This window comes from Sorangium sp. So ce367, assembly GCF_051520455.1.
GTDB classification, from domain to species: Bacteria; Myxococcota_A; Polyangia; order Polyangiales; family Polyangiaceae; genus Sorangium; species Sorangium cellulosum_B.
This window is the reverse complement of the sequence record NZ_CP150334.1, coordinates 11,207,225-11,219,442: the sequence shown is the minus strand read 5'-3', so window position 1 is coordinate 11,219,442 and position 12,218 is coordinate 11,207,225. Positions and strand designations below refer to the sequence as shown.

Sequence of the window (12,218 nt, the reverse complement as noted above, 5' to 3'; positions counted from 1 at the left end):
GCATGAGGAATTTCCCGCGAATTTTCCGCGTCGCAGCGGTGCTGCTGCTGCTCGAGGCGCCCGCGCTCGCCCAGGACTCCGACGAGCTCAAGCAAGCCCGCGCGCAGTTTCAGCAGGCGACAGAGCTCGAGCAAGCGGGCAACTGGGCCGCGGCCCTGCAGCGGTTCCGCGAGGTCGGCCAGGTGCGGATGACGCCTCAGGTGCGCTTCCACATCGCCGTGTGCGAGGAGAATCTGGGGCGGCTCGTGACCGCGCTCGGTGGCTACGAGCTGGCGCTCGCGGAGGCCGACACCGTGGGGCCCGATTTTCGGGCCGAGGTCGAGCAGTCGATCGGCCGGCTGCGCGCGCGGATCCCGAAGCTCGTCATCGTGCGCGGCAAAGGAGCGGCCTCCGCGGCCATTGCGCTCGACGGCGTCGCCCTCGGCGGGACATCGATCGGCGTCGAGGTGCCGCTCGATCCCGGGCCTCACGCGCTCACCGCCAAGGCCCCCAATTACAGGCCGTTTCAACAGACGGTGGAGCTGAAGGAGGAGGGGGTGACGCGCGTCGAGGTGACGCTCGAAGCATTGCCGCAAGAGCTGCTGATCCAGGCGGGCGCCTTGCGGGAGAGGCCGCCGTCCAAGGTGGTGCCGTACGTGATCGGGGGCGTCGGCGCCGCGAGCCTGATCGGCGCCGGGGTGTTGTTCGGGCTCCGCCAGGGAGCGCTCAAGGATCTGGAAGATGCCTGCGGCTCGGAAGGCAAGTCGTGCCCGGCGTCCATGCAGTCGCGCTACGACGACCTGAAATTCTATCACTATGGCGCGCAGGTGGCGCTCGGCGTCGGCGTCGCCGCGGTCGGCACGGCGACCGCGATCTTGCTGCTTCAGAACAGGAAGCCAAAGCAGCCCGAGAAAACCTCGCTCGAGCTCGTGCCCGTCGCGGGCGGATCCGAGATCGGCGCGAGTCTCTCAGGAACGTTCTGAGGGAGTCGAGCTCGTCCAGAGCGGGGCGCTAGAACCCTGGATCATGCTTCCACGACTTCGGCGGCGTGGGGGTTGGCGTCGGGCTCGGCGAGCTGGTCTGCTCGGCGGGCTTGGTCGGACGCCGGGGCGCCGCGCGCGCGGGGGACGCCGGGAGCGGAGCCGGCGTCGTCGGCGCCGGCGCAGCGCTGGCCGAGACGGTGGCAGAGGGCTCGCTTGGGGGCGCGCCGGGCTCGGTCGCAGGGGGCGCCTCCGCCTTGGGAGGCGCGGGCGCCGGGGCGCCGGACGCCGGGGCGGCCGGCGCGGCGACCGAAGGAAGAGGGGCGGGCTCGTCGCCGCTCCGGAGCAGCACGGCGAGCACGCCGGCGGCGAGGAGACCGAGGATGACGACGGCGGGCAGCGCGCGGCTCCTGGGGCGCGCGAACGGCGGGATCTCGTCGTCGAGCGCGCTCTGTCCGGCCACGCCCCGGGCCGCGCCGCGGAGGTGGACGGTCCTGAAGGCGCTCACCGACGAGGGGCTGGCGCCGGTCACGTCGGAGCTGCCGAGGCTGTTGCGCAGCTGATTGCGGTCGGCGCGCTCCAGCGCTTCGGTGAGGGCCGCGCGCGTTTGCTCCTGCTGGTCCTCGAACAGCTCGCGGACGAAATTGGCGACGTCCTCGTCGGTGGCTCGCTGGTTCGGCGGAAGCGCCTTGTCGAGCGCGCGCATCAGCTCGTTGGCCGTGGCGTAGCGCTGGTCGCGCTCCTTTTCGAGCGCGCGCATCAGCACGGCCTCGAGCGACGCCGGGTAGTCGGCCTGGAACTCGTGCGGCGCTTCCACCGGGTCCGTGGACGAGATGGCGAACAGCGTCGCGCCCTCGGATTCCCTGCGGAACGGGTGTTTGCCGGTGGTGAGCGTATAGAGCACGATGCCCATCGCGAACACGTCGACGCGCCGGTCGATCGCGTCGCCGCGCACCTGCTCCGGCGCCATGTAGCTCACCTTGCCCTTGAGCTGCCCGGCCTGCGTCGTGCTGTCGTTGAGCGCTGTGGCCTTGGCCACGCCGAAGTCCACCACCTTGGCCAGGCCGTTGTACGTGACCAGGATGTTCTGAGGGGAGATGTCGCGGTGCACGAGGCCGACGAGCTTGCCGCTCTTGTCCTTGAGCTCGTGCGCGGCGTGCAGGCCGGCGCAGGCCTGCGCCACGATGCGCACCGCGATCGGGAGCGGCATGCCGCTCTGCCGCTTCGCGACCTTCATCACCTGGTTGAGCGGAATGCCGTCGATCCACTCCATCGCCAGGAACAGCACGCCGTCCTGCTCGCCGAGGTCGAGGATCTCGACGGCGTTCGGGTGGCGGATCTGGGACGCGAGCGACGCCTCCGAGAGGAACATGCGCTCGAACTGGTCGTCCTCCGACAGCGTCGGCAGCATCGTCTTCACTGCGACGATCTTCTGGAAGCCGCGCGTCCCCTTCAGCCGCGCCGCCCACACCATGGCCATGCCGCCTGCTGCGATCGGCAGCAGCAGCTCGTAACGACCCAACACGGACCCGGGCCCGAGCTCGGCCGGTGTGTTCTGCAGGAGGTTCGGGGCAGGATTCACGCTACTCGGAAGGTTTGTTAAGTGCCCTGACCGTACGAGTGTGCGGCGTCACGAAGCGAGTGCCCAGCAAGAAGAAACACCGCGGAGACAAATTGCGGCTATCGCACCAATAACCCCACCTCCTTACATTGGCCGACGTTTGGCGGCGGCGCTTCGTGCCTGGGCAGCTGCCGCGAAAACGTCGCTAGGAAGTCCAAGCGCCGTCCGGAAGTCAAGCTGCTCTTATGCGCCTACCATCGTACAAGGAAGGCGGAAGGGCGCGTTGCCACGCGTCGCCACGCGTCTCCACGCGCCGTCACCGCCGTACGACGAACATCGCAGCGAAATACCCATCCGTGCCGTGCACGTGCGGCAGCAGCCGGAACGCGTCGCCGCCGCCCGCGAGCTCGCGCGCGAGCTCCGCGTCGAACGGCGCCGGCTCCAGCCGGACGCCGAGGCCGTCGTCCGCCGGGGCCGCGAGCCGCGCCGCCACGGCCTCGCACTCCTCGCGCAGCACGCTGCACACCGCGAACACGAGCCGGCCGCCGTCCCGGGCGCGGGTCGCGGCGCGGCGCGCGATCGCGACCTGGAGGTCGGCCAGGCGCGGGAGATCGTCCGCCTCGCGCCGGAGCGCGATCTCCGGGCGCCGCCGCAGCGTGCCCACCCCGGAGCAAGGCGCGTCGACGAGCACCCGGTCGTAGCCCTCGGGGACGTCGCCCGCGCCCACCGTCCAGTCGACGGCGTAGGTCTCGCGCACGGAGGCCGCAGCCCGCCCGAGCCCGTCGCGCGCGCCGGCCTGCGCATCGCCGGCCTCCGCGCCTGCGCCCTCTGCGCTCACGGGAGGCGCGCCGAGCGCCGCGCGGAGCTGCGAGAGCTTCGCGGGGTACAGATCGGCCGCGTCCACCGCGCCGGAAGGCAGCACCGCGCGCGACAGGAGCCACGACTTGTTGCCGCGGCCGGAGCAGGCGTCGAGCACGGCCTCGCCGGGGCGCGCGCCGAGCGCGAAGGCGAGCGCCTGCGCCCCCTCTTCCTGGCCGATCCACGCGACGCCGAAGCCCGGGAGCCGCCGGAGATCGCCCGCCCCCCGCGCGACGATCGCGGCCTTTGAGACGTGCCCCGCCTCGAAGGACCCGGTGGGCGCGGCGGCCCGCAGCGCCTCGAGCCACGCGCCGCGGTCCTCGCCAGGGGCGAGGCAGAGGCCGGTCGGCGGCGGCACCGGGCCGGCCGACAGGAACGCCTCGGCCGCGGCCCGGCCGAGCGAGCGGCGCAGGGCGCCCCGCAGCCACCCCGGCGCGGAGGCGACCACCGCGCTCGCGAGCGTCGGGCGACCGCCGGACTCCACGGCCGCGGCGAGCCGGCGCAGCACGGCGTTCGCGAACGCGCCGACCCGCGGCCCGCCGGCCGCCTGGGCGCCGTCCACCGCCTCCGAGACCGCGGCGAACGAGGGGACGCGATCGAGAAAGCAGAGCGAGTACGCCCCCATCAGCACGTGGGCGCGCACCAGCGGGTCGGCCGTCCAGCGGCTCTTCGCGGCGAACTCGGCGATGCGCGCCTCGAGCGCCGCCTGCGCGCGCAGGACGCCGTAGACGAGCTCCGTCGCGAGGCCTATGTCCCGCGGGTCCAGCGCCGGCGCGCGGCGCAGCTCGGCGTCGAGGGCCGCCGAGGCGAAGGCGTCCGAGCCCCACACCCGCGCGAGCACGCGCGCCGCGACCGCGCGCGGCGCGCTCTCGGGCGGATGCGGCGGGCGCGCCCCGCCGCGGCCCCCTTCGCGCCCGTCACGCCCGTCACCTTGGCCCCGGTCAGCCAACGAGCTCCTTGAATTGCCCCTGGATCACGTCCCAGCGGCGCTCGACGTCGTTCTTGAAGGCGATGCCCATCAGGCCGATGAGCACCATGAGCCCGACCAGGCTCGCGATCTCGCGGACGCGCAGCGGCAGCGGGCGCCGCAGCACGGCCTCGAACGTGAAGAACAGGAGGTGGCCGCCGTCGAGCACCGGGATGGGCAGCAGGTTGATGAGCCCGAGGTTGATCGAGATGACCGCCATCGCCCAGACGAAGTAGCTGACGCCCTTCGCGCCCTCCTCGCCGATCACGTCGTACACCGTGATGGGGCCGCCCAGCGTGGAGATGCTGACCTTGCCCTCCATGATGCGGACGATCCCGACCACGATGAACCGGATGACGTCGTACGTCTCGTCGACCGCGCTCTCCAGGGCGAACTGGAAGGCCGACGGGCTGTCGACGAACGGCTCGGCCACCATCGGCGACCAGTTCGACGCGCGCAGGTAGAAGCGCGGGCGGTGCTGGCCGTACTCGTCGATCCAGTCCTCGCGGCGGAGCTCGATGGTGCCGCTCTTGCGCTGGCCCGAGCGCTGCCACGTGATGACGTGCGGCCTGTCTGGAGCCGCGAAGAGCCGCTCGACGAAGGTCGACCAGGCGGTGACCTCGACGCCGTCGACCTCCGTGATGCGATCGCCCGGCCGGAGCTCGGCGTCCCACTCGGCCGAGCCCTCGGGGACCTCGGCGACGTAGAGGTCGGCCGGCTCGATGCCGGTGCGCGCGAGCAGGTCGCCGTGGCCGCTCTCCGGCGTCAGCGCGGCGACGCCCGACTCGTAGACGGCGAGCTCGGCCAGGCCGCCGAGCGCGCGCGGCACCGTGACCGGGCGCAGGTACGTGACCGGCACCGTGGCGCCGCGGCTCTCCTCGAGCGCGATCTCCAGGTCGGCGAACGTCTTCACGGGCGTGCCGCGCACCTCCGTCACGACGTCGAACGTGCGCAGCCCGGCCCGGAACGCGGGCGAGTCGGGCCGCGAGACGCCCACCACGGCGGCGGGGCGGCTCGGCCGGATGCCGATCTCGCCCACCCGGTCCACGATCTCGAGCGGCTTCTGGACGACCTTCTCCTCCGGGACGACCGTGACCTCGACGTGCTCCTTGTTGCGGAACACCTTGAGGCGGAGCTCCTGGTTGGGGCTCTTCGTCACGATCCGGTGCAGCTCGGCGAAGGTGCTGACGCGCTCGCCGTCCACCTCGAGGATGCGATCGCCCGGGACCAGCCGGCCCTCGGCCGGGTGCCCCGGCAGGACCACGCCGACCGTCGGCGGGACGAAGCGGGTCTCGCCGATGAAGACGGCGAAGTAGAGCAGCACCGGGAAGAGCACGTTCATCGCCGGGCCGGCCATGACGATGATCACGCGCTTCCAGAGCGCCTGGGACTCGAAGGTGCGCTTGCGATCCTCGGGGAGCACGGCCTCCTGCCGGTTCTCCTCGAGCATCTTCACGAAGCCGCCGAGGGGCAGGAGCGCGACGCAGTACTCCGTCTCCCGGCCCCGCAGGCGCAGCACCCGGGGGCCGAAGCCGATCGAGAAGGTGAGGACCTTCACGCCGAAGATCTTCGCGCACACGAAGTGGCCGAGCTCGTGCACGAAGATGAGCACGGAGCAGAGCAGCGCGAAATACAGGAGGTCCACGGCGGCGGCTCTCTTTACGCGAGGCCGGGCTCGGTGACCACTGGCCACTGAGGGGCGCAGGGCCAGGGCGCCCCCGCGCGAAGGGCGGCCTCCGGCGAAGGGACGGCGTCCGGTCCGTGGAAAGGCGCCCTCCGGCGTGACGATGCCTTCACGGCGATGGCCCCGGTCGGCCGCCCACAGACACCCGCGGTTCCGCCGCGTGGCGAAATGTCACAGCGCGCGGGCGCGCCCTGCGCGATGCGCGATGCGCGATGCGGAAGAGCGCCAGAGGGCCGCAGGCCCCGCGCATCCGTGATATCTCACCGATGGAACCCGGCCGGGCGACGCGCCCGCGAGCGACGCCTCACGGCGCACGGTACCCTGGCCGATTCTCGCGATGTGCCCTGATACGAACTGCGAGGTCCCATCATGAAGCACACGATTGAGCACGACCTGAGCGACACCGAGGCAAAGCTGGCGACCGAACGAGCGATCGCGCAGTACCGAGCGCGGTACGCCGAGTACGAGCCTTTCCTCGTGTGGCGCGACGCGACGCGCGCCGAGCTCGGCTTCTCGGTGAAGGGCGTCAAGCTGAAAGGCAGCATGGAGCTCCGCCCCGGCGCCGTGGACGTGGATCTCGACGTGCCTCTCCTGATGCGCCCCTTCAAGGGGGTAGCGATCGCCGCCATCGACAAGGAGGTTCGTCACTTCATCGCAGAGGCGCACCGCGAACGGGCCCAGGGAGGCGGCAAAGCCACCTGAGCGAGCGGGCTGTTCCACTATGGACATGAGCGCCAGCCGGCGCTATGTTGCTCCAACAGTATCTACTTCGCCGGCCGAAGTACGCCCCGCGACACGACTCACTCCAGTGCTCGGCCGGCAGGGGGCTGTCTCCTCGCTGCTCACCTGCCGGTCTCGCCGTCGTACTCACCGAGCGAGCGCCTTCACGGCCGTCAGCTTGTGCGAGGCCAGCACGGAGTGGATCGCGGTGATGAGGCCCCCCGCGTCGATCTCGCAGCGCATGACGAAGCGCGGCGCCAGCTTCTCCACGGTGGTCGTGCGCTCGATGACGACCGCCGGGAGGCCGTTGATGAGGCGCAGCTCGTGGCGGAGCGCTCCGGGGTCGTCGATCCTCAGCAGGCCGACGTAGAAGCGCGCGACCCGGTTCGGGCCGACGACGATCCGGCGCGCCGCCTTGAACTCGCCGTTGGCGTCGTTGATGACCCGGACGCCCTCGCTCAGGAGCGCCTCGATGGCGGCGACGTCCTGCGTCGCCAGGGTCTGCAGGAAGCGCACGAGCGCCGCGCCCGACCGCTCGACGAGCTCGGGTGAGGGGCGGCAGCGCTCGCGATCGTACGGCTCCAGGGCGCGGCGGGCGCGGTGGTGGGTCGTCTTCACGCTGGCCTCCGACAGGTCGAGCGCGGCGGCGGTCTCCTGCACCGAGTAGTCGAAGACGTCGCGGAGCAGGAGCACCGCGCGCTGCTGCGGGGTCAGCGCCTCGAGCGCGATGAGGAAGGCGAAGGACGCGCTCTCGAGGAGGTCGTAGCGGCCCTCGGTGCCCTCCTTGCCCGGGATCTCGAACGACGGGGGCTCGGGCTCCGCCTCGATCGGGGAGGGGAGCCACGGTCCGTCGTAGGCGAGGCGCTTGCGGCGCCGGAGGGCGTCGCGGCCGAGGTTCAGCGCGACGCGCGCGAGCCAGGGGCGGACGGGCTCTCCGGTGCGCGCGGGCGGGCGCTCCAGCGCGCGGACGAACGTCTCCTGCACGATGTCGTCCGCGTCCGCGGCGCTGCCGGTGAGCCGGTAGGAGAGGGCCCAGAGGAAGCGCTCGTGCTCGCGGTAGCTCGCGGCGACGAAGCCGGGGGCGACGAGCCCGGCGCTCGGGGCAGGAGAGGCCGTGGAGCTGCTCATGGAGCGTCGGGTAACCCCGTCACGCCGCGCGGTCGAGGGCGCGGCGCGAGAGGATGGCCTGCGCGGCGTCCCGCGCGCTGGCGAGGCTCGCGTCGGCGAGCATGCCCGTCGGCCCGACCCAGTCGCCCGCGAGGAAGAGCCCGTCGAGCTCCGGGACGCGGGCGCCGGGGCGCCCCGCGCGGCCGCCGCCCTCCGCCGTGACCACGGCGTTGGAGACGATGAGCGAGGGCAGGAAGCGGCGCTCGACGATCGCGCCGCGGTAGCCGGGCTGCGCGCGGTCGAGCAGATCCTCGAGCTCGCGCTCGGGGTCGCGGCCGGCGAGCTCGGGGCTGTACTGGGCGGTGTGGATCACGGCGCCGCCCGCGGGGGCGAGGCGCGCGGCGTCGGTGTGGACCGACAGGTAGAGCGGGCGGTCGATGCCGAGCACGAAGCCCGGGCGCTGGCGAGGGAGCCTCGACAGCGCGACGTCGAGGCACGCGGCGCGGACCGGGACGGCGCGCTCCGCGTGCGCGGCGAGCGCCGCGCTCGCGGGCACGAGCGCGGCCGCGGCGCGCGGGCTCGCGGCGACGAGCACGGCGCCGGCGCCGACGCGGTCGCCGTTCGCGAGCTCCACGGCGGAGACGGCGCCGCCCTCGGCCGCGATCTGCGCCGCGCGCGCGCCGGTGAGGATCTCCACGCCGGCCGCCACGGCGGCGTCGCGCAGGCCGTCGACGAGGGTCCTCCAGCCGCCGTCGAGGTAGAGCACGCCGTGGCTCAGGGCGAGCTGCACCTGCGTGAGCGCCGCGCCGGCGCTCTGGCGATCGTCGTCGGCGCAGTAGGTCGACAGCCGGACGAGCGCGCCGACGAAGCGGCGCACCTCGGGCGTCCGGAAGGCGTCGCGCAGCCAGGCCGAGACCGGGACCGCCGCGAGCGGCGCGGGGTTCGCCGCGGCGAGGCTGCCAAGGACGCGCCCCATCTCGACCTTCGCGGCGAGGGGGAAGAGGCCCGTCGTGAGCAGCGACAGGGCGCCGGACGGCAAGGTGTGGAGGGCGCCGCGGTCGAGCGCGAGCGCGCCCGACGGGGACGGCGCCGCGCCGGTGAACCGGACGCCGAGCTCGCGGAGCACCTCGTGCGCCGCGCCCCCGCGGTAGAGCGCGTGGGCGCCGAGGTTCAGCGAGAAGCCGTGGCTCTCCTGCGTGGAGGCGCGGCCGCCCGGCGCGTGCGCCTTCTCGACGAGGGCGACCGACCGACCCGCCCGGCCCAGGTACGCCGCCGCGGCCAGGCCCGCGAGCCCGCCGCCGATCACCACCACGTCTTTTGTAGTACGCATCACATAACCCCTTTCCTGGCGGTACCACGATCGGGGGGCCGGAAAGGTTACGCGCGCCCTGACGAATTTTCGGAGCGCGGCGGGACGGGGAGGGGGCTGGACGGCGAGGGGGAAGCGGCGTGCCGGCGCTCAGGTGGCGCGGACGAGCGGCGTGTCGACGAGGTGCTCGGACAGGAACCACACCTGCATCTCGTTCGTGCGGAGGACGTCGCCCATGAGCAGGTCGGCGGTGCCGTCGTCGCGGTTCTCGGTGGTGAGCTTCACCGCCTCGCGCGTCTCCGCGAGGATGAGCTCGTGCGCGTCGAGCAGGCGCGAGAGCTGGGCGGGCACCTGCTCGCGGCCGCGGGGCGCCCGCTCGATCCTCGTCATCTCGGCGACGTCGTGCGCCATGGCGATCGCGACGCCGCCCAGCATCTGGACGCGCTCGGCGAGCATGTCGATCAGCGCGGCTTGCTCCTTGAAGTGCTTGTCGAAGAGCAGGTGGAGCTGGAAGAAGGTCGCCCCGGACACCTGCCAGTGGTGCTTCTTGTACATGTCGCGCAGGACGAGCGTGTCGGACAGGATCTGATTCAGCGCCCGGATGCTCTCCGCGCGCGACTTTGCGGCGAGCGCCAGCGGATAGTCCACGACCGTCCCGAAAGGCTGGATCTCCTCGCTTCGCTGGCGGAGGAGGGGCTGGGCCTCGAGCGCCCGCGCTCCTCCTGCCTTGCCACCACGCCTCTGTTTCCTCTGTTGCTTCCTCTGGACTGCCATGGCCCCCTCCCCGTCGATCGGTTCACTACGTATCTAGAGCCCGAGCCCGCTCCGTCCATGGCTGCACGTCCGCTGTCGTGTCCACATGGGCCGGCGCGGCGCTCCGCTGGAAGGCGCGCCCGCGCGGCATCGCGCCACCGCGCGGCTCGCATCCGGCTGGGATTTCGTGCAAAGTCCAGCGCAGCATGAAACGGCTCCTGCTCACCAGCGCGCTGCCCTACGCCAACGGGCACATCCACATCGGCCACCTCGTCGAGTACACCCAGACCGACATCTTTGCCCGTTATTGGCGGATGACCGGGCGGAGGTGCATTTACCTGTGCGCCGACGACACCCACGGCACGGCCATCATGATCCGCGCTCGGCAAGAGGGGCGGAGCGAGGCCGACGTCATCGCGGACATGAGCGCGGCGCACCAGCGCGATTTCGCGGCGTTCCAGATCCGGTTCGACCACTACGGCAGCACGAACTCCCCGGCGAACCGCGCGCTGTGCGAGGAGATCTGGGCGTCGCTGCGCGAGCGCGGCATGGTGACCACGAAGGAGGTCACGCAGCTCTTCGATCCGCAGGAGGGCATGTTCCTGGCGGATCGCTTCGTCAAGGGCACCTGCCCGAAGTGCGCGGCGCCGGACCAGTACGGCGATAGCTGCGATCGGTGCGGCTCGACCTACGCCGCGACCGATCTTGTCGAGCCGAGGAGCGCGCTCACGGGCGCGCGGCCCGAGGTGCGGAGCGCGCAGCACCTCATGGTGGCCATCGAGCCGGAGCGGCCGTTCCTGTCGACCTGGACGCAGGGCGAGGGGCGGATGCCGAAGGAGATCGCGAACTACCTGGCGGGGCATTTCCTGTCGGAGCCGCTCCGCGACTGGGACGTATCGCGCCCCGCGCCGTACTTCGGGTTCGAGATCCCCGACGCGCCAGGGAACTACTGGTATGTCTGGTTCGACGCGCCGATAGGGTACATGGCGGCGAGCAAGGAGTGGTGCGCCCGGGAAGGCGAGGCGTTCGACGACTGGTGGCGATCCGAGGAGACGGAGATCGTCCACGTCATCGGGAAGGACATCGTGTATTTCCACACGCTCTTCTGGCCGGCGATGCTGAAGAGCGCGCGCTTCTCGCTGCCGTCGCGCGTGCAGGTGCACGGGTTCCTCACCGTGAACGGAGAGAAGATGTCGAAGAGCAAGGGCACCTTCGTGCTGGCCTCGACGTACCTGAAGCACCTCGACCCGGCGTACCTCCGTTATTACTACGCGAGCAAGCTGAGCTCGAAGGTCGACGACATCGATCTGAACCTGGAAGAGCTCGTGAACAAGGTGAACGCCGAGCTCGTGAACAAGGTCGTGAACCTGGCGAGCCGGTCGTCGCGCTTCGTGGCGCAGACGGGGCTGTCGGCGGTTTACCCCGAGGACGGGGGGCTGTTCGCGGCGGCGGCGGCGGAGGGCGAGGCGATCGGGGCGGCGTACGCGGCGTTCGACTATGCGCGGGCGACGAGGAGCATCGTGGCGCTGGCGGACCGGGCGAACGAGTATGTCGACCGGATGCAGCCGTGGGCGCTGGCGAAGCAGCCGGAGAAGAAGGCGGAGCTGCAGGCCGTCTGCACCGTGGCGCTCAACCTGTTCCGGCAGATCGTGCTCTACCTGGCGCCGGTGCTCCCGAAGCTGGCCGACGACGTTGCACGGCTGCTCGGGTGCCCCATGGACCGGTGGGAGCTCGCGAAGACGCCGCTTGTGGGCACGCCTGTGGCCGCGTATGAGCACCTCATGAAGCGGGTCGAGCCGGGTGCAGTGGAGAAGATGATCGCGGAGGGCCGCCCCGCCGAGGAGGCGGCGGCGCCGGGCGGCGCGGCGGGGGCGAACGCCGAGGCGGGCCAGGCAGCGGGCGGGGGCGCGGCCGCGGAGGACGACGGCGCGGCGCTCGCCAAGGAGCCGCTCGCGCCGGAGTGCACGATCGACGATTTCACCAAGGTCGACCTGCGCGTCGCGCGCATCGTCGCGGCGGAGCACGTGCCCGAGGCGAAGAAGCTGCTCAAGCTGACCGTCTCGCTCGGCGGGGAGGCGCGGAGGACGGTGTTCGCCGGGATCAAGGCGTATTACAAGCCGGAAGACCTCGTCGGGCGGCTCGTCATCGTGTGCGCCAACCTGGCGCCGCGGAAGATGAAGTTCGGCCTCAGCGAGGGGATGGTGCTCGCGGCGGGGGACGAGACGGTGCATCTCCTGTCGCCGGACTCGGGGGCGAAGCCGGGGATGCGGGTGCACTGAGGCGGCTGCCGGCTGCGCGGG

Annotated in this window: 9 protein-coding genes; 3 read left to right on the top strand and 6 right to left on the bottom strand. The window is 72.0% G+C overall.

What is annotated here, in order from left to right:
• Nucleotides 1-2: 2 nt before the first annotated feature.
• Nucleotides 3-962 (top strand): PEGA domain-containing protein, encoded by a 960-nt coding sequence (locus WME97_RS42505; protein WP_437546451.1) that lies wholly within the window; start codon nt 3-5, stop codon nt 960-962.
• Between the two features lie 28 nt (nt 963-990).
• Here WME97_RS42505 and WME97_RS42500 read toward each other — a convergent pair whose 3' ends face one another.
• From WME97_RS42500 to rseP, 3 genes are all read right to left on the bottom strand, one after another.
• A complete protein-coding gene (locus WME97_RS42500; RefSeq protein WP_437546449.1) occupies nt 991-2,541 on the bottom strand; it encodes a serine/threonine-protein kinase in 1,551 nt (516 codons plus the stop codon).
• Between the two features lie 295 nt (nt 2,542-2,836).
• Entirely contained in the window at nt 2,837-4,327 is a 1,491-nt protein-coding gene (locus tag WME97_RS42495; RefSeq protein WP_437546447.1) for an RsmB/NOP family class I SAM-dependent RNA methyltransferase, read from the bottom strand.
• Nucleotides 4,320-5,990 (bottom strand): RIP metalloprotease RseP, encoded by a 1,671-nt coding sequence (rseP, locus tag WME97_RS42490; protein WP_437546445.1) that lies wholly within the window; start codon nt 5,988-5,990, stop codon nt 4,320-4,322. Before rseP ends, WME97_RS42495 begins: the two co-directional genes overlap by 8 nt.
• A gap of 408 nt (nt 5,991-6,398) precedes the next feature.
• On the opposite strand from rseP, the gene WME97_RS42485 reads away from it, so the two are divergent.
• Nucleotides 6,399-6,731, top strand: coding sequence for a polyhydroxyalkanoic acid system family protein (locus WME97_RS42485; RefSeq protein WP_437546443.1), 333 nt, complete (start codon nt 6,399-6,401; stop codon nt 6,729-6,731).
• 165 nt (nt 6,732-6,896) lie between these two features.
• Here the strand turns inward: WME97_RS42485 and WME97_RS42480 are convergent, their stop codons facing one another.
• The 3 genes from WME97_RS42480 to WME97_RS42470 all read right to left on the bottom strand — a co-directional run bounded on the left by WME97_RS42480 (nt 6,897) and on the right by WME97_RS42470 (nt 9,939).
• Nucleotides 6,897-7,877, bottom strand: a complete 981-nt coding sequence (locus tag WME97_RS42480; protein ID WP_437546441.1) for a sigma-70 family RNA polymerase sigma factor — start codon at nt 7,875-7,877, stop codon at nt 6,897-6,899.
• A 19-nt stretch (nt 7,878-7,896) separates the two neighbouring features.
• On the bottom strand, nt 7,897-9,186 hold the full coding sequence (locus WME97_RS42475) for a phytoene desaturase family protein (protein WP_437546439.1): 1,290 nt from the start codon (nt 9,184-9,186) through the stop codon (nt 7,897-7,899).
• Between the two features lie 129 nt (nt 9,187-9,315).
• A complete protein-coding gene (locus WME97_RS42470; RefSeq protein WP_437546437.1) occupies nt 9,316-9,939 on the bottom strand; it encodes a Dps family protein in 624 nt (207 codons plus the stop codon).
• Between the two features lie 185 nt (nt 9,940-10,124).
• Here WME97_RS42470 and metG point away from each other — a divergent pair, with 185 nt between their 5' ends.
• Nucleotides 10,125-12,197: a methionine--tRNA ligase gene (metG, locus tag WME97_RS42465; RefSeq protein WP_437546435.1), complete on the top strand. Its 2,073-nt coding sequence runs from the start codon at nt 10,125-10,127 to the stop codon at nt 12,195-12,197.
• Nucleotides 12,198-12,218: the final 21 nt, after the last annotated feature.

Bases quoted from the DNA above. Each gene is read 5' to 3' on its own strand.
- metG (WP_437546435.1), top strand. From the start codon at position 10,125: ATGAAACGGCTCCTGCTCACCAGCGCGCTGCCCTACGCCAACGGGCAC.
- WME97_RS42505 (WP_437546451.1), top strand. From the start codon at position 3: ATGAGGAATTTCCCGCGAATTTTCCGCGTCGCAGCGGTGCTGCTGCTG.
- WME97_RS42470 (WP_437546437.1), bottom strand. From the start codon at position 9,939: ATGGCAGTCCAGAGGAAGCAACAGAGGAAACAGAGGCGTGGTGGCAAG.
- WME97_RS42485 (WP_437546443.1), top strand. From the start codon at position 6,399: ATGAAGCACACGATTGAGCACGACCTGAGCGACACCGAGGCAAAGCTG.
- WME97_RS42480 (WP_437546441.1), bottom strand. From the start codon at position 7,877: ATGAGCAGCTCCACGGCCTCTCCTGCCCCGAGCGCCGGGCTCGTCGCC.
- WME97_RS42475 (WP_437546439.1), bottom strand. From the start codon at position 9,186: ATGCGTACTACAAAAGACGTGGTGGTGATCGGCGGCGGGCTCGCGGGC.